Source organism: Winogradskyella poriferorum (assembly GCF_050618035.1).
In the GTDB taxonomy this organism is placed as follows: domain Bacteria; phylum Bacteroidota; class Bacteroidia; order Flavobacteriales; family Flavobacteriaceae; genus Winogradskyella; species Winogradskyella poriferorum_A.
Map to the genome: position 1 here is coordinate 242,396 of NZ_JBODPY010000004.1, position 21,282 is coordinate 263,677.

A 21,282-nucleotide genomic window follows, 5' to 3' on the forward strand; every position below is an offset into this window, starting at 1 on the left:
CAAATAATGACACAAAAATCATTTAAGTATCTCAAACAAGAAATCAATATTCTCACTAAAAGAGGCATCGATTTTATATTCACAGCCGCCATTCTTTGGCTTTTCATTGCATACGTTTGGACGCTAGATTACAGTTCTTATGATAATAGCATAATCACCTTTATCATTGGAGCCTTTCTTTTGCCTATGGCCTTTGGAATGTCTAAGGTGTTCAAAACAAATTGGAAAATAAAGGATAATCCGTTAGATCCTTTGGGCTTATGGCTCAATTTTGCACAGTTGATATATTTTCCGTTTCTCATATTTATTCTCATTAAATATCCTGACTATTTTATCATGACCTATGCGATCATAACAGGAGCGCACTTATTCCCGTATGCTTGGTATTATGATGAAATGGCTTATGCTGTTGCCGCCATTATCATCTCCGTGGGTAGTTTACTTATCGCCTTAAATACTGACCTCAGCACTATTTGGTTAGTACCACTATTTACATCTGTAATTTTATTTTTACTCGCCCTTTGGATTTTTACAACAAATAAAAAGTTACCCAAAATTGAAGACATTGACGGTTAATTCTAATTGATCATTTTAGGGCAAAAAAAAGACCATCGTGTATGATGGCCTTCATATGTTGTATAGAGGTTACAATTAGAACATTTCTCTACCTGAGAAATGAAAAGCACCTTCGATAGCTGCATTGTCGTCGCTATCACTACCGTGTACAGCATTTTCACCAATTGAAGCTGCATATAATTTACGGATTGTTCCTTCAGCTGCTTCAGCAGGATTAGTAGCACCGATTAAAGTTCTAAAATCTTCAACTGCATTGTCCTTTTCTAAGATCGCTGCAACGATAGGACCACGTGTCATATATTCTACCAACTCTGGGAAAAATGGACGCTCCTTGTGGATTGCATAAAATTCCTGTGCATCTGCCTTAGTCATCTGTGTAAGTTTCATCGCTACGATTCTAAAACCTGAAGCCGTTATTTTTTCTAAAATTGCGCCAATGTGTCCTTTTTCAACAGCATCTGGCTTTAACATTGTAAATGTTCTGTTAGTTGCCATGTAATGTTTTTTAAAATGTGGTGCAAAAGTAATGTATTTCTTTAATTAATCAAGTGCCTAATTTTAATAAATCTTTATCATTTGAAAATCAAATTTACCATTCTGAGATTGTAAAAAATTGTATCTTCGTCAACTATGACTGAGGCTGATATTTCAGAAATAAAAACACTCCTAAGTACACCGAAAACGGTTGTTATTGTGCCACACAAAAATCCAGATGGTGATGCCATGGGCTCTACCCTCGCGCTCTACCATTACTTGATAAAAAAGAACCAGCATCCTACGGTGATTGCACCAAATGATTATCCAGACTTTTTAAAGTGGTTACCTGGTGATGATACAGTGCTTAAGTTTGAAAATAATGAGGAGGCATGCACAGCCAAAGTTAATGAAGCAGATCTCATTTTTACACTCGACTTTAATGCTTTACATAGAGCTGGCGATGATTATGGTAAGGTCCTCGAGGCTTCTAGCGCTACAAAACTAATGATAGATCATCACCAACAGCCAGATGACTATGCTACGTTTGTCTATTCTGACGTGAGTATGTCTTCGACCTGCGAAATGGTATTCAATTTCATTGAAATGCTTGGTGATACCGACCTTATTGATGCACAAATCGCAACCTGTTTGTATACTGGTATTATGACAGACACAGGATCTTTTAGGTTTCCGTCAACAACCAGTAGAACACACCAAGTAGTTGCCAACCTCATAGACAAAGGTGCAGACCATGCTCAAATTCATAATAATATTTATGATACCAATAGTTACAGCAGACTGCAATTATTAGGTCGTGCCATGAAAAACATGAAGGTCATCCCAGAACTACGAACAGCTTACATTACCCTATCCCAAGAAGAGTTAGACACCTTTAATTTTAAAAAGGGCGATACCGAAGGCTTTGTTAATTATGGGCTTTCAGTTTCAGGAGTTATTCTCGCTGGCATTTTTATCGAAAATGAAGCTGAAGAGATTATTAAGATTTCATTGCGTAGCAAAGGAGACTTCTCTGTAAACGAATTCGCCAGAGCTCACTTTAATGGTGGTGGACACACAAATGCCGCAGGAGGACGCAGTCATGCAGGCCTCCAAGAAACCATTGATAAATTTATTAGTATATTACCAGAGTATAAATCGCAATTGTCCCCAAAATGAGAAACCTATACTTCATACTAATAATTGCTTTTACCTTTAGTTGCAAGTCGCCTGAAGCTCGGATGCCAGAAACGGTAAAGTCTGGGTCATTTCTTAAAGAATCTGCTGAGCGTAACAAGAAACTAAATGCATTAGAAAAAAATAAAATCGAATCGATCATACAAAGTAATCCAGATCGCGAATACATTGCGTCCAAAAATGGCTTCTGGTATTTCTATACCAATAAAATAGAAGTAGATACCTTACAACCTAAGTTTGGTGATATTTTAGATTTTGACTTTAATGTCTCTAATCTAGAAGGTAATGAAATCTATGCCACAGAAAACAGGACCTATGTTATGGAAAAGGAAGAGCTGTTTACGGGTTTACGTGAAGGGCTCAAATTAATGAAGCCTACTGAAAAGGTCACCTTTATATTTCCTTCTCAAATTGCATTTGGTTATTACGGTGACGATAATAAGATTGGAACAAATGTTCCGTTAATATGTGAAGTAACTTTAAATACTATAATTGAAAACAATGATTAAACAAGCACTTACAGCATTTGTTGTATTACTCGTTTTGGTAAATATATCTTGCCAAGAACGCTATCCTGATTTAGAAGATGGCATGTATGCCGAGTTTATTACCTCTAAAGGAACCATGGTGGCAAAACTGCATTATGATAAGGTTCCTGTAACAGTGGCTAATTTTGTGGCTTTGGCTGAAGGTAATCATCCTATGACTGAAGAACAATATCAAGGAAAGCCCTTTTACGATAATCTTACCTTCCATCGTGTGATGAACAACTTTATGATTCAAGGTGGTGATCCATTAGGTAATGGAACAGGTACACCTGGATATAAGTTCGCCGCAGATTTTAGCCCAGAATTAAAGCACGATAAACCTGGTATTCTTTCTATGGCTAACGCTGGTGGTATTAATACAAATGGTAGTCAATTCTTTATTACTGAAAGACCTTATCCAAGAGGAAATATATATGACCCAAGTGGTAAGTTAAAGCCATGTGACCAACCTGGTGTAAGCTGTCACTCTGTTTTTGGAGAGCTAGTTTTAGGATTAGAAGTACAAGATTCAATTTCTAATGTAAAAGTAGCAGGACGTAATAAGCCTGTGGAAGATGTAGTCATCCAAAAGGTGAATATTATTAGAAAAGGTAACGATGCCAAATTCTTTGATGCACCAAAGGTATTTACTGAAGAAATGCCTAACGTAGAAGGTAATTTTATGGCTATGCGTGCTGAAGCGAAGCAAAAAGCAGAAGAGCAAGCTCGTTTGGCTAAAGTAGAATGGCTAAAGAAAAATGAGTCTTTAGAAGGACGTCGCATCGATTCGCCTACAGGTATGGCCATGATCTTTACTAATGAATCTAAAGGAACGACACCAAAGGCAACAGATTATGTGAATATTGATTGTGCTGGTTATTTTGAAGATGGTACTTTATTCTGGACAACACAAAAAGAAGTTGCGGAAAATAATGGTATGTATAACGAGCAACAAGATAAAGCCGGACAATATGCACCATTTAGTATGCCATACAATGAAAAAGCAAGCTTGGTTGCTGGCTTTAGAGAAGCCATGCTAAACATGAATATTGGTGATAAAGCAAGAGTCTTTATTCCTTACTATTTAGGTTATGGAGACGCTGGTAGACCACCATTAATTCCTGGTGGTACTAACTTAGTTTTTGATATCGAACTTGTAGGTATCAAAAAATAAGCACGAAACATAAAACATAAAAAAAGCAGCGATACCGCTGCTTTTTTTATTTCAAATTACTATTAATTTCTTTTTGGGATTTCCTTTAAAATCTCAAGTACAAATTTCCAATACTTCTGAGCTGAAGAAATCTGTGCACGTTCATCTGGTGAGTGTGCACCCTTTATATTTGGTCCAAAACTAATCATATCCATATCTGGATAATTAGTTCCAAGAATACCACATTCTAGTCCTGCATGACATGCGGCTACATGTGGCTTCTCTCCATTATTTAAACGTTCATAAATTGGAACCATAACCTTAAGAATATCTGAATCCATATTTGGTGCCCAACCTGGATAATCGCCTGATAATTCAACATCACAACCTGCCATTTCAAAAGTAGACGTTAAGGCATTGGCCAAGTCGGCTTTAGAACTCTCCACAGAGCTACGCGTTAAGCATCCTATCTTAATAAAACCGTCTTTAACGATGACTCTTGCAATATTGTTTGACGTTTCAACCAAATCTGGTATATCTGGGCTCATTCTATACACACCATTACATGCAGCATAAATAGCTTTGATTAATTGCTCCTGGACGTCCGATTCCATAACCCTTTCAGGAAGGGTTGTTTCAGCAACATTAATCTCCAATTCTGGCTCCATGGTTTTAAATTCCTTTTTAATAACCGAGGCCTTTTGGTCCATATCCTTAACAAACTGAGTGGTTTTATTGGTATCTACGATAACAACGGCCACGCTCTCACGTGGTATAGCATTTCGTAGACTACCACCATCTATTTCAGAAACCTGAAGACCAAATGCGTCGTAAGCTCTATAAAGCAAACGGTTCATTAGTTTATTCGCATTACCTAAACCTTCATGAATTTGCATACCTGAATGTCCACCTTGTAATCCCTTAACTTCAATCTTAAAGGCAGAAGAGCCTGCACCAACATTAACTTCATTATAATTTCGAGTTGCAGTAACATCAACACCTCCTGCACAACCAACACCTATTTCATCATCTTCCTCTGTATCTAAGTTTAGAAGTATTTCACCTTTTAATAAGCCTCCTTTAAGACCTTTAGCACCAGTCATACCCGTTTCTTCATCAATGGTGAAAAGGGCTTCTAAATCAGGATGTGCAATCGTATCACTTTCTAAAATAGCCATGATTGTTGCAACTCCCAGACCATTATCAGCACCTAGTGTTGTACCTTTTGCCTTAACCCAATCGCCTTCAACAAACATGTCAATTCCTTGGGTATCAAAATCGAAAGTGGTATCGTTATTCTTTTGATGTACCATATCCAAATGCGATTGCATTACAATAGGCTTTCGATTTTCCATGTCTGCTGTAGCCGGTTTTCTTATAATAACATTACCAACCTCATCTTCTATAGTCTCCAAACCGAGTCGAGAACCAAAATCCTTCATAAACTTTATAACACGTTCTTCTTTCTTTGAAGGTCTTGGAACGGCATTTAAATCTGCAAATTTGTTCCATAATGCCTTAGGCTCTAGTGCTCTAATCTCTGCGCTCATTTTTATTATTTTAGATTAGCAAAATTACAAAACAACTTAGTTCTGTACTGTATCCTAGACCATAAGTTTTTCGTTATTTTTGAGGTATGCATAAAAGAAAAAAGCTACTCATAATTTCCTTGTTTGGTGTTCAAATCATACTGAATATGATCTTGAGAAACTATCCAGGTTTTGTAGAGCAGTATTATAGTCATGGCATTTATGTTTACATATCAAAACTTATGCGTTTTTCTTTTGGCTGGGTGCCTTTCTCCGTTGGTGATCTGTTTTATACCATAGCGAGTATCTACCTCTTAAGATGGCTATACTTAAATCGTAAACGCATTATAATGGATACCTGGAATTGGCTATTAGATGTTGGAGCCACTCTTTCTATAGCTTACATTGGTTTTCACCTTCTATGGGCATTTAACTATTACCGCCAACCCTTAAATGTTTCTTTAAATATTAAGGCAGATTATACAACTAGTGAATTATTAGATTTCACAAACCGACTTATTGAAAAATCAAATTATTGCCACAGTCTATTACAACCAGATAATGATTCTTTAGGTGTGAAGATTCCATATTCAAAATCAGAAATTTTTGATAGGCTCGTTAATGGTTATGATAATTTAGCCAAAGATTTCCCGCATCTCGTTTACAGTCCTAAGAGTATAAAAAAATCGATCTACAGTACACCCTTAACATATATGGGTTTTTCAGGTTATCTCAACCCTTTTACCAATGAGGCTCAGGTGGATGGTTTGATTCCTGTATATAAATTCCCAACAACATCTTGTCATGAGGTTGCCCATCAACTAGGTTATGCCGCTGAGAACGAAGCTAATTTTATAGGTTGCTTGGCCACTATTAAGAATGAAGATATTTATTTTAAGTATGCTGGCTATACCTTTGGTCTACGCTATTGCCTCTCTGAACTCTTCCGAAGAGATCCAGAAACCTACTCCAACATCTTATCGAAGGTGAATTATGGGATCATTGAGAATTACAAAGAAATCCAAACCTTTTGGATGGATTATGAAAATCCATTAGAACCGTATTTTGAAAAAACTTTTGACAGCTTCCTAAAAGCCAATAATCAAGCAGACGGTATGAAAAGCTATAATTATGTAGTCGCCTTACTCGTTAATTATTACAGTGACAAACCACTCTAGAAACAACTCTATTAGAGCGGTTTGAAACGTTAAATATTCTTAAGAACTCAGACTGTTGCTTCATTATTATTTATCTTTAAGACTAAATAAACCGACTAATTTTTATGATTAAAACACACTTAAGACTGCTCATTTTAATGTGCAGTTTCTCGTTATTTGCGCAAGATTACTTCCCTAGCAATTCGGGAGTTATTGCCAATAACACCAATTACACCGCACTAACAAATGCAAAAATCCATATCTCACCTACAGAGGTGATTGATAAGGGTACCTTGTTAATTAAAAACGGTAAAGTAGTTGGTGTTGGTAAATCAGTTACAATTCCTGCGAATACCACACGTATTGATCTTACTGGAAAAGAGATTTACCCTTCATTCATTGATATTTATACCTCTTTTGGTGTAAAAACACCAAAACGTGCCACTGGAAATTTTCCACAATATGAAGCCAGTAGAAGTGGCTTTTATTGGAACGATCATATTATGCCAGAGCAAGATGTTATGGCGACTTTTAAGTATGATGAGAAAACGGCCAGCGAAATGCACAAGCTAGGATTTGGCGTTGTTAACACACATATGCCAGATGGTATTGTTAGAGGTACTGGTGCTTTAATTGCACTAAACAATAATGCTGATAATTCTATGCGTGTTGTTGATGGTGAAACCTCACAACATCTATCATTTAGAAAAAGTGTAGCATCAAGACAATCTTATCCCTCTTCTCTTATGGGAAGTATGGCGTTATTAAGACAAATGTATGACGATGCTAAGTGGTATGCCTCTGGGAAAGTAGCAACTCGAGACCTCTCCTTAGAAGCATTGAATAAAAACACAGGACTACTACAAATTTTTGAAGCTAATGGCAGAGCTAATGTAATGCGTGCTGATAAAGTAGGTGATGCCTACAATATACAATACACCATAGTAGGTGGTGGTGACGAATATGAACGTTTAGATGAAATAAAAAGCACTAACGCCACCCTTATATTACCAATCGATTTTCGTTTGGCTTATGATGTGGATAATGCCTTCTTGGCAAAAACACTGTCTTTAAGTGATATGCGTGCTTGGAATCAAGAACCTCATAACCCAAGGCTTTTAGCTGAAAATGGGGTCACATTCGCCTTAACGACACATGGATTAAAATCTAAAAAGTCATTCAAGACGAATTTAATGAAGGCGATTGAAAGTGGTTTATCTAAACAAACTGCCCTTGAAGCCTTAACCACAATACCTGCGAGATTATTAGGGAAATCCAACGAGATCGGAACACTTAAAGCTGGTAGTTATGCGAATTTCTTAATTACTAGTGGAGATATTTTTGATAAGAAAACTAAGCTCTATGAAAACTGGGTACAAGGTACACCACATGTTATAACAAACATGAATATTAAGGATATCGATGGTGACTATAGTTTTAAATTAACTGGTAAGGATTATAACCTAACAATTTCAGGAAGTGCTTCAAAACCATCAGCTAAATTAATTAGTGGTGACAAAGAGCTCGGCACAAAACTAAATTACAGTAATGATTGGGTTACCATGACATTTAAGACTTTAGACAACACAAAAACCGAATATATTAGAGTTGTAGCGAGTGCTTCTGGTGCCAATAGCTTAAATGGAAAAGCTACCTTACCAAATGGTAATGAGCTCGCCTTTTATGCTAACAAAGCCAAAAAAGAAATGGCTGAGGACAAAATGGATGGCATGAAGAAGGATAAAAAGAAGGACGCTACGTCTTATATGAGTCCTGTCACCTATCCAAATCTCGCATATGGATTTACGGAAAAACCAAAATCAGAAACTTTACTCTTCAAAAATGCTACGATATGGACCAACGAATCCGATGGTGTTTTAGAAAATACAGATCTGCTCATAAAGGATGGAAAGATTGCTAAAGTAGGTAAAGACCTCACTGATAAACGTGCGACCATAATTGATGCCTCAGGCAAGCATATTACTGCAGGTATTATAGATGAGCATTCGCATATTGCAGCAGCTTCAATCAATGAAGGTGGTCATAACTCCTCAGCAGAAGTTACTATAGAAGATGTTATTGATGATGAAGATATTGACATCTATAGAAATCTCGCTGGTGGTGTCACATCCATTCAAATTCTTCATGGAAGTGCCAACCCTATTGGTGGACAATCTGCTATCATTAAACTAAAATGGGGTGAATCTGCAGACGATCTGGTTTATGACAATACTCCAAAATTCATAAAGTTTGCGCTTGGAGAAAATGTTAAGCAATCGCGAAGTCGTTTTAACGTACGTTTCCCACAATCGCGTATGGGTGTAGAACAAGTCTTTATGGATTATTTCAGTAGAGCTAAAGCCTATGACGAGCTTAAGAAAAGTGGTAAGCCCTATCGAAAGGATACCGAAATGGAAGTTCTTGCTGAAATTTTAAATAAAGAGCGCTTTATTTCGTGTCATTCTTACGTACAAAGTGAAATTAATATGCTAATGAAGGTGGCGGAGCAATTTGACTTTAATATTAACACCTTTACGCATATACTCGAAGGTTATAAAGTTGCTGATAAAATGAAATCCCATGGTGTAGGTGGCTCCACTTTTAGTGATTGGTGGGCTTACAAATATGAGGTTAATGACGCTATACCATACAACGCGGCTATTATGCATAATGTAGGTGTTGTAACGGCTATTAATAGTGATGATGCTGAGATGTCACGACGTTTAAACCAAGAAGCGGCCAAGTCTGTAAAATACGGAGGTGTTAGCGAGGAGGACGCACTAAAATTTGTAACCCTCAATCCTGCTAAATTATTACACCTAGATGATCGTGTTGGCAGTATTAAAGAAGGCAAAGATGCCGATGTTGTATTATGGTCTGACCATCCTTTAAGTATCTATGCAAAAGCTGAAAAGACGATTATTGAAGGTACTACTTATTTCGATATTGAGAAGGACAAGCAAATGCGTGAGGCCATCAAAAAAGAAAAAAGTACCTTGGTGAATATGATGCTTCAGGAGAAAAATAAAGGTTTAAAAACACAACCTGTTAAGAAAAAGGAGAAGGTTCTCCTCCACTGTGACTCAATGGATTTTAACACAACAGAAAAAAAGTAAGACGATGAAGACATTAAAACATATAACTACTATTTTAACGCTGTTGTGTTTTACAATTTGTTTAGCACAGCAAACACCAGCTTCAAATCAAGTAAAGGATTTTGCGATAGTTGGAGCAACTGCACATATTGGTAATGGTACTGTAATTGAAAACAGTATGATTATCGTTAGTAACGGAAAAATAACCCGAGTGTTAGAGAACAGCCAACCTAATGCTGTTACATTACAAGCCATGGATATTATTGATGCTAAGGGCAAACATGTTTATCCAGGATTTATCGTTTCTAACGGAACCTTAGGTCTCGTGGAAGTCGACGCTGTTAAAGCTTCTAATGATCTTTCAGAATTAGGAACGTACAATCCACACATAAGAAGTATTATTGCTTATAATGCGGAATCTAAAGTGGTAGAATCCATGAGACCAAACGGTGTACTCCTTGGTCAGGTGGTACCACGAGGTGGACGCATTACAGGAACCTCATCTGTGGTGCAATATGATGCTTGGAATTGGGAGGATGCGGCTATTAAAATGGATAATGGACTCCATATCAACTGGCCGAATAGTTTTAGTAGAGGGCGCTGGTGGCTTGGTGAAGATCCAGGACTTAAGCCTAATAAAAACTATGCGAAACAAGTAAAAGAATTAGAAGAATACTTTAATGAAGCAAAGAGCTACAATAAGGGTGATAAAAAAGAGCCACATCTTCCTTTTGAAGGATTGGCTGGAGTATTTGATGGTTCTAAAAGATTATACATTAATGCTAATGATGAGAAAAGTATTACTGATGCTGTGAATTTTGCCAAAGGTCAAGGTGTAGATCATATCACAATTGTTGGTGCTTATGAAGCTGTAAATATGACGAGCTTCTTAAAGCAACATAATGTGTCTGTATTCTTAAGACGTGTACATACCAGACCAGATGGTGAAGATGATGATTATGACCTGCCTTTTAAATTGGCAAAGCAACTTGTTGATGATGGTGTACTTGTAGCACTCGAAACAAGTGGACAGATGGAGCGTATGAACTCCAGGAATTTACCATTCTATGCAGGTACAACTGTTGCACATGGCTTATCCAAAGAACAGGCCTTGCAACTTATTACGCAAAACCCTGCCAAAATAATGGGAATAGATGATCATTATGGCACCTTAGAAGCAGGCAAAAGTGCAACGCTGTTTATCTCTGAAGGTGATGCACTCGATATGCGAACCAATCAAGTAATTCATGCCTTTATAGATGGAAGACAATTAAGTCTAGAAACGCATCAAACCAAATTATGGAAACGCTATGCTAAGAAGTATGGTGTAGAAGACTAATCATAAAAAAGCGAGCTAAATAGCTCGCTTTTTTATTCCTTATGGGTAAAGAATTAATCTATAATTTTAGCAGATTCTGGTTTAGCAAATAAACTCTGATCTGGCGCTTCGTTAGTTAACTGAATATCTTCAAAAACTAGCGTATTACGTTTTTCAGTCGGTACCTTGTCCTCATACTTGTACCAACTTATACTTTTAGGCAGTATTAAACCATTGATGGTTTGCCAGTCATCATACCTTATATATCTAAAATCTGTGCTTTTTTCATCTTTACCAAAAGTTACTGTATAAGCCAACCAGGCCATTTTGCCTGTGGTATCATCATAATACAAAATGTATTGATCATCTGGTGATTCACCCACTCCAGATTCATAGGAAATTAGGATCCCAGGATAGGTTTTGCCTTCAAATGTGAGTGATGTTGTTTCTTCATAAATAATACCACTATCACCAAGAATAAAAGGCATAGCATAGAAATACATCATAAGACCTTTATAGAACCTAGCATTGCCTTTATAAGCTTCTCCACCCTTTTCATTAACCCAAAGCGTCTCACCATCAAAACCCATAGCGTATGTTGGTGTTTCTATGCGTTCTGCTCTAGTCTTTAAATTGGTTGTCGTCACTTCTTTACCATTAGGTTTAGTCATAGTAAAGCTAAGTGTACGCATAGAATTCCAATTATCTATACCACCATGTGCATTAAAAACTTTGGTTACATTATCTGGATAAATACTCGTTGTAATATCTGATGCTTTGACATCCTCTATTACGGTTGATTCGGTCTTGGTTTTGGTTTGACAACTCGTTAGTACTAGTGCTAACAAGGAGATCTTTAATAAGTACTTCATATTTAAGTTTTAGTTTGACTAATTGGACGAGAAACTTCCGCTAAAATTACACTACTTTTGTTTTGGTTATGATAAAAAACATCACAAGCACTCAAAATCCGTTAATAAAACAATTAGTCCTATTAAAAGACAAATCGCGTGAGCGTAAACGACGTGAACAGTTTTTGATAGAAGGTAAACGCGAACTTTCCCTAGCTATAAAAAGCGGTTATAAAATAAGATCACTTTTATTTTATCCTGATTTGTTTTCGGAGAGCGAAGCCAAAGCCATGGCACGTTATGGGATTGAAATCATAGAAATTTCAAAGGACGTGTTTCAAAAACTAGCGCATAGAGAGACAACCGAAGGTGTAATCGCCTTAGTCGAATCAAAGTCACATCAGTTAGAAGATCTGCAATTACATGCCAAAAACCCTCTGATTTTAGTGGCTGAAGCACCTGAGAAACCTGGTAATATCGGTGCGTTATTGCGTACAGCAGATGCTGCCAATATTGATGCAGTGATTATTACAAATCCAAAGTCCGACCTTTATAATCCGAATATTATAAGATCTAGTGTTGGTTGTGTATTTACGACAGAAATTGCAATGTCTAGCACTGAAGAGGCCATTCAATTTCTTAAAAAATACAGCTTTAATATTTTTGCAGCCATACTGCAAGAATCAGAACCTTATCATAAACAAGACTATACTTTACCAACTGCAATTGTGGTCGGTACAGAAGCTACTGGATTAACCCAAGAATGGCGAGATGCCTCCACTAAAAAAATAAATATCCCAATGCAAGGCATTATCGATTCTATGAACGTCTCTGTTGCTGCCGGAATCCTTATTTTTGAAGCCAAAAGACAACGCGATTTTAAATAGTATGACAGCTGAAATACTCTTTTACATTATCATAGGCATTATCATCATTAATTTTATAAAAGACAAAGTTCTAAATGCCTTAAATGCCAAAAAATATAATGACCCTATTCCAGAACCACTGAGTGATGTATATGACGATGAAGCCTATAAAAGATCGCAGGCGTATAAAGCTACCAACTATGGTTTTGGACTCTGGACATCCTTATTTTCATTTGCGCTTACTTTAGGGTTTTTAGTATTTGATGGTTTTGAATATGTGGATAATATAGCAAGAGATTTTTCGGATAATCCTATCATTATAGGACTGATTTTCTTTGGGATTATTATTATCGCAAGCGACCTCATTAACACACCTTTTGTTTATTATAAAACCTTTGTCATAGAAGAGAATTTTGGTTTTAATAAAACAACTAAAAAGACATTCCTTTTAGATAAAATAAAGGGACTAATTATGACTGCTATTTTGGGTGGTGGTATCCTTGCGGTTATAATCTGGTTTTATCAAATTACAAATGAGATGTTTTGGCTGTATGCTTGGGGAATCGTTGCAGTATTTACGGTTTTTATGAATATGTTTTATTCCAAGTTAATCGTGCCACTTTTCAACAAACAAAAACCCTTAGAGGATGGTGAATTAAGACAAAAGATTTCGGACTATGCGAATTCTGTAGGCTTTAGTCTTAATAAAATTTTTGTTATAGATGGTTCTAAAAGAAGTACCAAAGCCAATGCCTATTTCTCGGGTTTTGGGAGTGAAAAACGGGTCACACTTTATGATACCTTAATTAATGATTTAGAAGATGACGAAATCGTTGCTGTCTTGGCACACGAAGTTGGGCATTACAAACGTAAACATATCATTTTCAATTTAGTTTCATCATTACTACTCACAGGTCTTACGCTTTATATTTTATCAATATTTATATCTAATCCACTACTGTCGAATGCCATTGGTGTAGAAAAACAAAGTTTTCACGTTGGTCTTATAGCTTTCGGCTTGTTATACTCCCCAATTTCAGAAATTACAAGCCTAATCATGAATTACATTTCACGCGTCTTTGAGTACCAAGCAGATGATTATGCTAAAACTACCTATAAAGCTGAGCCTCTTATTACATCGCTTAAAAAACTATCTAAAAATAGTTTGAGCAATTTAACACCACATAAAGCTTATGTCTTTATGCATTATTCGCACCCAACACTACTCGACCGTGTAAATAATCTCAGGAAATAATTATTATTTAAGGTAAGTCATCCAAAAATCAAAACAATTTTATTTGAATTGACTATATTTATTAGGTGCTATAATTTGTTAATTGCAAATTTTGAAATAGCTTTATTTAGACGTTTTAAAAATGAAAAAATCACTACTAATTTCTAGTCTTATCTTGATGCTATTTGCATTGAGTTGTAAAAACGAAAAAAAATCCAACGATACCATGCCAGAAACTGCCAGCCCTTGGGAAATAGATTTCTTTGATGATTTTGAAACCTTTAATCCAGATAATTGGCAAGACCAACGTATTTGGGTAAACAATGAAAATCATTGCTATGTACCAGATGGTGAATATGGTACAAGGGAAGTCAGTGATGGGACTTTAAAAATTAAAGTCGTAAAAATTGATGAAAAACGTCCTTGTGATAATTTTGATAAGCATGGTAACCAACATCCAGATACTGAGTATGTAGCGGGAAGAATCTGTTCTAAAAATCGAAAAGAATTTGTAAAAGGAAAATGGACTGCTAGACTCAAATTGTCTAGTAATGGTGAAGCTAGTATGTTCCCAGCATGGTGGTTACTCGGTGCCCAAAATAACGAACCTCCAGTTCAGGAAGCTGATGAAAATGTATGTTGGCCATTAACAGGTTCCGGTGAAATTGACATTTTTGAACATCATGGTGATCATATGAAAGATGAGTTCACAACTGGTGCTATTGTAAGTTTGGGTGAGTGTGATAAAGGTGATTGGCAAAGCAAGCGCAGAAACTTCCCTGCGACGCTTAATGAATTCCACGAATATTCTGTAGAATGGGAAGGAAGTGATCTTGTGTACAGGTTAGATGGAAAAGAAGTCTATCGTAATGAAGGTGAAGGTGACAAATATCCTGAGCCTATGTTCGCCATACTGAATTTTGCAAAAATCACAGATTCTCCTATGGAAGGCGAATGGGTAATGGAAGTAGATTGGGTAAAGCACGAATATCGCAAATCCTAATTTTGATGGTTAACGCTAAATTCAAATATTACCTCACTAAACCATTACTGGCCTTCTTCTTGGCTTTAATGACACCTTGCATTGCTCAGAACGAACCTCCTGGAAAACTGAATCCATTAAAGAAAGAATTTAGTACTCTGGTATGGTCTGATGAATTTGAAGGTTCTGGTAAAATTGATACTGAAAAATGGTTCTTACAAACGCAACTGCCTCCAGGTGGTAGTTGGTGGGGCGGTATTATACAGCATTATACAGATAGTGAAGAGAATACTTATCTTAAAGACGGTTATTTAAACCTTGTTGCTAAAAAACAAAAGCTAACCGATCAAGGTGAAACTAAAAATTATACCTCAGCACGACTCAATTCAAAATTTGCCTTTACCTATGGTAAAATTGAGATCAGAGCTAAATTGCCTTCAGGGCATGGCACTTGGCCTGCCATATGGATGCTAAATACAAACATTGATGAAGATGGTGCCTATTGGGATTTACAGGGTTACGGAAAAGTAAAATGGCCAAACTGTGGAGAAATAGACATTCTTGAGCATTGGGGAAAAAATCAAGATTATGTATCAAGTGCGCTTCATAATGGTTCAAGCTATGGTGGATATGTTAAAAATGTGGGTGGACAAACCGTAAACAATGCATCTTCAGAATTCCATATTTACACGTTCGAATGGACCGCTGAAAAAATGACTTTTAGTGTAGATGGCAAACCGCACTACGAATACCATCCTAAAGTTAAAAATGCCAAAACATGGCCCTACGACTCAGATTATTATCTCATCCTCAATATTGCTATTGAACCCGATATTGATCCAAATTTTACTGAGAGTGCCATGGTCGTAGATTACATTAGGGTTTATCAATAACTATTTCAATTTTATTAAACCAATTATTTATCTTTCAGGTAAAGTTTAAATGATCCACTTAAAAAATTCATTGTTTATGAAACAATTTAGCATTTCTTTAATTGTTCTCGCTTTATTTATTTCCTGTTCTGAGACAAAATCAATTCCGATAAGTGACCTTGCTTCAGACAGTCCAAATATTACTGGTAAACAAGAATATTTACCCTCACCTTATGTTACAGCTGGTAATAGAGTATACATTGTTGGGCATCAGGATGGCTCATTTCCTGACTTAGGTTGGCACATTAAAGGTGAAATGGGTGGCATTTGGAATCATCCTATAAAACTTATGGATGGCTTTAATATTACCTTATTCGATAGTTCAGATACACTACGTTTGGATAAAGCAGATCGTTTTACCAATTATCCTATAGCTAGTCAGTTTAAATACAACTGGTCTTCCAAGAATATAGAGGTTGAACGCTGGCAATTTATTCCAGATGATAAACAGGGTACGGTAATTCAATTAGTCTTAAAAAATTTAGGTGGTGAGCAACGTATTAAATTAAAATTTGATGGGATCTCAGATCTCAGACCTACTTGGTTAGGAGAACGCACTTATATGTTTGATGGTAAAGATGAAGCCTCTTTAGATGAGGAGAATCAGCTATGGAAAGTAAAAGACAGTCTCAATGAATGGTATACGGTATTTGGATCAGAGCTCGAGTTTGAACAAAAATCAAAATTTAGTTCAGAAAAGACTGTAGATAATACCTCTATAAATAGCATTGAAGATGTTCTTTTTTTAGAGGCTGGTGGCACACATGTAGTTAATTATATCGTCTCAGGATCTTATAAATCTGAAGAAGAGGCGGTTTCAACTTTTCAATCACTTAAACGTGATATAAACTCTGATTTTATTTCAAAAAGTGATCGCTATAAAGGATTGGCTAGTCAATCTAAATTAACCGTACCAGACAAAAATATTGAACAGGCTTTTGAGTGGCTAAAATATAATTGTGATTGGCTGGTAAGAAAAGTTCCGGAAATTGGAACTGGAATCACAGCTGGTATTCCAGACTACCCTTGGTGGTTTGGTGTGGATAGTGAGTATGCTCTAAAAGGCTATATGGCTATTGGTCAAACAGACGCAACATATAATACCATACGTTTATTAGATAGTCTGTCTGAAGCAACAAATGGAAACGGCAGAATTGTGCATGAAGTTTCGACAAATGGTGCTGTTTTTAACGAAGGTAATATTAATGAAACACCTCAGTTTGCATCACTAATTTGGGAAGTTTACCAATGGAATGGTGATAAAGAATTTTTAAAATCTTATTTCCCAACAATTAAGAAAGGTTTAAACTGGTTGATGACCGAAAAAGATGCAGATAATAATCTTTTTCCCGATGGTTATGGCATGATGGAAATTCATGGAATGGATAGTGAAATGATTGATGTTGCGGCCTACACTCAACGCGCCTTTAATGATGCTTTAAAAATAGCGAATGAGCTTGGCGATACAGATCTAGCAAAAAAATATGAGGCAACTGCAGATGAAATAAAAGCAAAAATTAATACTGAGTTTTGGTCTGAAGAATTCAATTCTTATGCAGATTTTATTGGCACAGATGAACAAGCTCTACATCTTATAGAAGATGCGATTAAACGTGCCGAGTCCTTAAATAAGCCCTGGGCTGTTGAAGAATTAAAAGCAACCAAAGCATCTATTATTGCTAATCCATCAGATCAACCTAGACCATTTGTACTACATCATAATTGGGTGATAAATACTCCGATGGAAATGAACATTGCAGATAAAGACAAGGCCAAAAGAGGACTAAAGACCGCGGAAAAATTTGTTAATCCTTTTGGTGTTTTTGTCACTGGAATTGATCGTGATTCATCAGCAGGATCGGATGATGGCTCCTTTCAAGGCACTAAAGTCTTCTCTTATACAGGAGCGGTAATGACCTTACCGACAAGTGTACAAGCGGTAGCCGAAAATAATTATGGTAATCCAGATAAGGCCTTGAATTATATTCAGAGAATGACTAGAACCTTCAGTTTTGCCTTTCCGGGAAGTATATATGAAGTATCACCAGACTATGGTATGATTACGCAAGCCTGGAATATATACGGTTTTGCTGTTCCTATAGTTCAACAGTTCTTTGGCATTAATCCCCAAGCACAAAACAAAAAAATTACAATAAGTCCAAATATGCCTTCGCAGTGGGACAATGCCTCCATTGAGAATGTTATAGTTGCAAACAATGCAATTTCTGTATATTACACGAAATCAGATGGTAAACTTACGCTTCGTGTAGAACAGGACAACCCTGAATGGGAAGTTGAAATTTTACTTCCAAAAACACAAGGTGAAACAACATATCAAGCCACCTCTGACTCAATAAAGCCTATAACTGTTGAGAACAGTTATGTGTTTACGACAAATGAAACACAAATAGAAATAAGCCTGAATTATGACTAAAAATAACGGAAAACTCGCCCTTATTATTGGTATACTCGGAACACTATCAGGCATTGTGCTCATGTTTCAAGATAGCATGATGATTGGTATTTTTGGAACTATTGCGAGTCTTGGTGTTACCTTTAAGGGATATCAAGATTACAAGTCGACAAAGTCATAATTAGGAGACTCATTTAATGCTGAAAATAAGATAATAAACCACTATACAAGTATCATTTTTTCGCATCGCAAACCATTGCACATTAAAATAGCTTTCACTACTTTAGTTCTATGACTGAAGTGGATATCGAAAAAGAAAATGCGGCCATTGCCAAAGCTTACAAAGAACTTCTAAAAGTAAGCTATCAAACCTTAAGCAGGGAGGACAAGAAATTGATCCGCCATGCCTTTAATGTTGCCGTTGACGCCCACAAAGATCAGCGCAGAAAATCAGGCGAAGCTTATATTTTTCATCCCATTGCAGTCGCTAAAATTGTAGCTCAAGAGATTGGGCTAGATGCAACTTCAATTGCCTCTGCTCTACTTCATGATGTTGTAGAGGACAATCCTAACTACACGATTACAGATATTGAACAACTGTTTGGGCAAACTGTAGCAAGAATAGTTGATGGCCTTACAAAGATTTCCTCCTTAAAAAAGGATATGGATGTCTCTTTACAAGCAGAGAATTTTCGTAAAATGCTATTAACCTTAAATGAGGATGTAAGAGTTATTATAATTAAAATAGCAGATCGACTTCACAACATGCAAACTATGGAGTCCATGCGTGCTGACAAACAGGTTAAGATTGCATCTGAAACCTTATATATTTATGCGCCTTTGGCACATCGTATAGGCCTTTATAATATCAAAACAGAATTAGAGGATTTAGGCCTTAAGTATACCGAACCTGAAGTATACAATGATATTGCTGAAAAAATGCAAGAAAGCAAGGAGGAACAAGATGCCTATATAAAATCTTTCTCCAAGGTCATCGAAAAGTCACTCAATAAAGAAGGTCTTAATTATGAAATAAAGGGTAGACCAAAATCCATTTTTAGTATAAGACGTAAAATGGTGAAACAGGGCGTATCTTTCGATGAGGTATACGATAAATTTGCGGTTAGAATAATATATAAGTCCGACTACCAAAACGAAAAGTTTTTGGCCTGGAAGATTTACTCGATTGTAACAGATCACTTCACCCCAAATCCTAAACGATTGCGCGATTGGATATCATCACCAAAATCCACTGGATATGAAGCCTTACATATAACCGTAGTTGGGCCTAAAAGTCGCTTTGTCGAAGTTCAGATTAGGAGTGAGCGCATGAATGAAATTGCAGAAAAAGGATATGCGGCACATTACAAATACAAGAATGAAAACGATAAAGATGATAGTTTAGACCTTTGGATCAATAAGTTGCAAGAAGCACTTGAAAATAATGAGGCTGATGCGGTTGATTTTGTAGAGCAGTTTAAACTAAACCTCTATTCGAAAGAGATTTTTGTATTCTCTCCAAAAGGTGACTTAAAATCATTACCTAAAGGTGCAACTCCATTAGACTTCGCATTTAGTATTCATACTGAGATTGGAATGAAAACTAGAGGTGCGAAAGTTAATGGTAAGTTAGTTCCATTGAGTCATGAATTGCAAAGCGGAGACCGTGTAGAGATTTTAACTTCCGAAAATGCAAAACCAAACTCCAACTGGTTAGATTATGCCACAACTGCAAGAGCTAGAAGTAAAATTAAATCAGCTCTAAAAGCAGACACCAAGTTAATTGCTGAGGAAGGTAAAGAAATACTAAGACGTAAATTAAAGCAACTTAAGATTACACTTAATGAAAGTTCTGTTAACGAACTCGTTAGTTACTTTAAATTGAGTACCTCTTTAGATTTGTTTTATCGTGTTGGAATTGGAACCATAGATAACACCAAGTTAAAGGCATTTGCATCATCAAGAAGTAATGCATTTGTCAGTTACATCAAGAATAAAATCAGAAAACCAGAAGTCCCTAAGGATATCGATAAGGATGAGATCACATCTAAGTATGATATGCTGGTTTTTGGCAAAGAAGAAGAGAAGCTTAACTATAAATTGGCTAACTGCTGTAATCCAATTCCAGGTGATCAGGTTTTCGGATTCTTAACTATTAATGATGGGATAAAGGTGCATAAAAAGAACTGTCCTAATGCATTAAGTCTACAATCCAACTATGCGTATCGTATAATGACAGCAAAATGGATTGACTCCTCTCAACAAGTTTATACCTCACATATTACCCTTTCTGGAATAGATAACCTAGGATTGGTAAATGATATAACTAGTCTCATTTCAGAAAATATGCACGTTAACATGAAAAGTATAAGCTTTACAAGTGATGATGGCGTATTTACTGGTAAGATAACGGTACAGGTAAAGAACCAAACGATGCTGAAAAAACTAATCGATAGGCTTAAAAAAATTAATGGTATTGATAAGGTAACAAGAGTTTAAATTTGTGTAAATTTGCACCTTAATTATGAAGGCAACTACAGAAGAAAGTAATCAGGAAATCGTAAAGCGTGTCTTTACGCAATATCTCGAAGAAAAAGGGCATAGAAAGACTCCTGAGCGTTACGCTATTCTACAAGAAATATATGATAGTGAAGAACATTTTGATATAGAATCACTTTATCTTAAAATGAAAAACAAAAACTATCGTGTGAGTAGAGCAACGTTATATAATACTATAGAATTACTTTTAGAATGTAATTTGGTTCGCAAACACCAATTCGGTCAAAGTCAGGCACATTATGAAAAGTCTTATTTTGACAAACAACACGATCATGTTATTCTTACAGACTCAGGTGAAGTTATAGAGTTTTGTGATCCACGCATTCAATCCATCAAAAAAACAATCGAAGAAGTCTTCGATATTAAAATAAATAATCACTCACTTTATTTTTACGGTACACGTAAAACAGACGACTAAC

Annotated in this window: 18 protein-coding genes; 15 read left to right on the forward strand and 3 right to left on the reverse strand. The window is 36.3% G+C overall.

The features are described from left to right. The first annotated feature begins 6 nt into the window (after positions 1–6). The gene (locus tag ACRHOC_RS10910; RefSeq protein WP_431158672.1) at positions 7–576 is read left to right on the forward strand and encodes a DUF7010 family protein; all 570 of its coding nucleotides are present in this window, start codon (positions 7–9) and stop codon (positions 574–576) included. 75 nt (positions 577–651) lie between these two features. Here ACRHOC_RS10910 and ACRHOC_RS10915 read toward each other — a convergent pair whose 3' ends face one another. Further along, on the reverse strand, positions 652–1,071 hold the full coding sequence (locus tag ACRHOC_RS10915) for a nucleoside-diphosphate kinase (protein WP_431158673.1): 420 nt from the start codon (positions 1,069–1,071) through the stop codon (positions 652–654). A 135-nt stretch (positions 1,072–1,206) separates the two neighbouring features. Here ACRHOC_RS10915 and ACRHOC_RS10920 point away from each other — a divergent pair, with 135 nt between their 5' ends. Genes ACRHOC_RS10920 through ACRHOC_RS10930 form a run of 3 tightly spaced genes read left to right on the forward strand, consistent with a single transcriptional unit; the run spans position 1,207 to position 3,948 of the window. Further along, the gene (locus tag ACRHOC_RS10920; RefSeq protein WP_431158674.1) at positions 1,207–2,229 is read left to right on the forward strand and encodes a DHH family phosphoesterase; all 1,023 of its coding nucleotides are present in this window, start codon (positions 1,207–1,209) and stop codon (positions 2,227–2,229) included. Then, positions 2,226–2,756 carry a gliding motility-associated peptidyl-prolyl isomerase GldI gene (gene gldI / locus ACRHOC_RS10925; protein ID WP_431158675.1) on the forward strand — a complete coding sequence of 177 codons (531 nt, stop codon included), beginning with the start codon at positions 2,226–2,228 and terminating at the stop codon, positions 2,754–2,756. Before ACRHOC_RS10920 ends, gldI begins: the two co-directional genes overlap by 4 nt. Further along, positions 2,749–3,948, forward strand: a complete 1,200-nt coding sequence (locus tag ACRHOC_RS10930; RefSeq protein ID WP_431158868.1) for a peptidylprolyl isomerase — start codon at positions 2,749–2,751, stop codon at positions 3,946–3,948. Before gldI ends, ACRHOC_RS10930 begins: the two co-directional genes overlap by 8 nt. Positions 3,949–4,010: 62 nt before the next feature. Here ACRHOC_RS10930 and ACRHOC_RS10935 read toward each other — a convergent pair whose 3' ends face one another. Beyond that, positions 4,011–5,477 carry an aminoacyl-histidine dipeptidase gene (locus ACRHOC_RS10935; RefSeq protein ID WP_431158676.1) on the reverse strand — a complete coding sequence of 489 codons (1,467 nt, stop codon included), beginning with the start codon at positions 5,475–5,477 and terminating at the stop codon, positions 4,011–4,013. A 146-nt stretch (positions 5,478–5,623) separates the two neighbouring features. On the opposite strand from ACRHOC_RS10935, the gene ACRHOC_RS10940 reads away from it, so the two are divergent. The 3 genes from ACRHOC_RS10940 to ACRHOC_RS10950 all read left to right on the forward strand — a co-directional run bounded on the left by ACRHOC_RS10940 (position 5,624) and on the right by ACRHOC_RS10950 (position 11,047). Continuing rightward, entirely contained in the window at positions 5,624–6,634 is a 1,011-nt protein-coding gene (locus ACRHOC_RS10940) for a DUF3810 domain-containing protein (protein ID WP_431158677.1), read from the forward strand. Positions 6,635–6,738: 104 nt separating this feature from the next. After that, entirely contained in the window at positions 6,739–9,729 is a 2,991-nt protein-coding gene (locus ACRHOC_RS10945) for an amidohydrolase family protein (RefSeq protein ID WP_431158678.1), read from the forward strand. A 4-nt stretch (positions 9,730–9,733) separates the two neighbouring features. After that, on the forward strand, positions 9,734–11,047 hold the full coding sequence (locus tag ACRHOC_RS10950; RefSeq protein ID WP_431158679.1) for an amidohydrolase family protein: 1,314 nt from the start codon (positions 9,734–9,736) through the stop codon (positions 11,045–11,047). A 53-nt stretch (positions 11,048–11,100) separates the two neighbouring features. Here ACRHOC_RS10950 and ACRHOC_RS10955 read toward each other — a convergent pair whose 3' ends face one another. Further along, entirely contained in the window at positions 11,101–11,898 is a 798-nt protein-coding gene (locus tag ACRHOC_RS10955; RefSeq protein WP_431158680.1) for a DUF6503 family protein, read from the reverse strand. A gap of 68 nt (positions 11,899–11,966) precedes the next feature. Between ACRHOC_RS10955 and ACRHOC_RS10960 the strand changes: the two genes are divergently transcribed. From ACRHOC_RS10960 to ACRHOC_RS10995, 8 genes are all read left to right on the forward strand, one after another. Next, the gene (locus tag ACRHOC_RS10960) at positions 11,967–12,764 is read left to right on the forward strand and encodes a TrmH family RNA methyltransferase (RefSeq protein WP_431158681.1); all 798 of its coding nucleotides are present in this window, start codon (positions 11,967–11,969) and stop codon (positions 12,762–12,764) included. A gap of 1 nt (position 12,765) precedes the next feature. Continuing rightward, the gene (locus ACRHOC_RS10965; RefSeq protein ID WP_431158682.1) at positions 12,766–13,998 is read left to right on the forward strand and encodes a M48 family metallopeptidase; all 1,233 of its coding nucleotides are present in this window, start codon (positions 12,766–12,768) and stop codon (positions 13,996–13,998) included. A gap of 121 nt (positions 13,999–14,119) precedes the next feature. After that, the gene (locus ACRHOC_RS10970) at positions 14,120–14,980 is read left to right on the forward strand and encodes a glycoside hydrolase family 16 protein (RefSeq protein WP_431158683.1); all 861 of its coding nucleotides are present in this window, start codon (positions 14,120–14,122) and stop codon (positions 14,978–14,980) included. A gap of 5 nt (positions 14,981–14,985) precedes the next feature. Next, complete coding sequence (locus tag ACRHOC_RS10975; RefSeq protein ID WP_431158684.1) at positions 14,986–15,852, forward strand: glycoside hydrolase family 16 protein; 867 nt, start codon at positions 14,986–14,988, stop codon at positions 15,850–15,852. Between the two features lie 76 nt (positions 15,853–15,928). After that, on the forward strand, positions 15,929–18,325 hold the full coding sequence (locus ACRHOC_RS10980) for a glycogen debranching protein (protein WP_431158685.1): 2,397 nt from the start codon (positions 15,929–15,931) through the stop codon (positions 18,323–18,325). Then, positions 18,318–18,485 (forward strand): hypothetical protein, encoded by a 168-nt coding sequence (locus ACRHOC_RS10985; protein WP_431158686.1) that lies wholly within the window; start codon positions 18,318–18,320, stop codon positions 18,483–18,485. The genes ACRHOC_RS10980 and ACRHOC_RS10985 overlap by 8 nt, the downstream gene beginning before the upstream one ends. Before the next feature lie 110 nt (positions 18,486–18,595). Then, positions 18,596–20,803, forward strand: a complete 2,208-nt coding sequence (locus ACRHOC_RS10990) for a RelA/SpoT family protein (RefSeq protein WP_431158687.1) — start codon at positions 18,596–18,598, stop codon at positions 20,801–20,803. 25 nt (positions 20,804–20,828) lie between these two features. Further along, complete coding sequence (locus tag ACRHOC_RS10995) at positions 20,829–21,281, forward strand: Fur family transcriptional regulator (protein ID WP_431158688.1); 453 nt, start codon at positions 20,829–20,831, stop codon at positions 21,279–21,281. The last annotated feature ends 1 nt before the right edge of the window (position 21,282 follow it).

Coding starts and splice junctions, on each gene's coding strand:
- ACRHOC_RS10940 (WP_431158677.1), top strand. CDS start 5,624: ATGATCTTGAGAAACTATCCAGGTTTTGTAGAGCAGTATTATAGTCAT.
- ACRHOC_RS10960 (WP_431158681.1), top strand. CDS start 11,967: ATGATAAAAAACATCACAAGCACTCAAAATCCGTTAATAAAACAATTA.
- ACRHOC_RS10955 (WP_431158680.1), bottom strand. CDS start 11,898: ATGAAGTACTTATTAAAGATCTCCTTGTTAGCACTAGTACTAACGAGT.
- ACRHOC_RS10995 (WP_431158688.1), top strand. CDS start 20,829: ATGAAGGCAACTACAGAAGAAAGTAATCAGGAAATCGTAAAGCGTGTC.
- ACRHOC_RS10920 (WP_431158674.1), top strand. CDS start 1,207: ATGACTGAGGCTGATATTTCAGAAATAAAAACACTCCTAAGTACACCG.
- ACRHOC_RS10965 (WP_431158682.1), top strand. CDS start 12,766: ATGACAGCTGAAATACTCTTTTACATTATCATAGGCATTATCATCATT.
- ACRHOC_RS10985 (WP_431158686.1), top strand. CDS start 18,318: ATGACTAAAAATAACGGAAAACTCGCCCTTATTATTGGTATACTCGGA.
- ACRHOC_RS10975 (WP_431158684.1), top strand. CDS start 14,986: ATGGTTAACGCTAAATTCAAATATTACCTCACTAAACCATTACTGGCC.
- ACRHOC_RS10990 (WP_431158687.1), top strand. CDS start 18,596: ATGACTGAAGTGGATATCGAAAAAGAAAATGCGGCCATTGCCAAAGCT.
- ACRHOC_RS10935 (WP_431158676.1), bottom strand. CDS start 5,477: ATGAGCGCAGAGATTAGAGCACTAGAGCCTAAGGCATTATGGAACAAA.
- ACRHOC_RS10915 (WP_431158673.1), bottom strand. CDS start 1,071: ATGGCAACTAACAGAACATTTACAATGTTAAAGCCAGATGCTGTTGAA.
- ACRHOC_RS10930 (WP_431158868.1), top strand. CDS start 2,749: ATGATTAAACAAGCACTTACAGCATTTGTTGTATTACTCGTTTTGGTA.
- ACRHOC_RS10970 (WP_431158683.1), top strand. CDS start 14,120: ATGAAAAAATCACTACTAATTTCTAGTCTTATCTTGATGCTATTTGCA.
- ACRHOC_RS10980 (WP_431158685.1), top strand. CDS start 15,929: ATGAAACAATTTAGCATTTCTTTAATTGTTCTCGCTTTATTTATTTCC.
- gldI (WP_431158675.1), top strand. CDS start 2,226: ATGAGAAACCTATACTTCATACTAATAATTGCTTTTACCTTTAGTTGC.
- ACRHOC_RS10950 (WP_431158679.1), top strand. CDS start 9,734: ATGAAGACATTAAAACATATAACTACTATTTTAACGCTGTTGTGTTTT.
- ACRHOC_RS10945 (WP_431158678.1), top strand. CDS start 6,739: ATGATTAAAACACACTTAAGACTGCTCATTTTAATGTGCAGTTTCTCG.
- ACRHOC_RS10910 (WP_431158672.1), top strand. CDS start 7: ATGACACAAAAATCATTTAAGTATCTCAAACAAGAAATCAATATTCTC.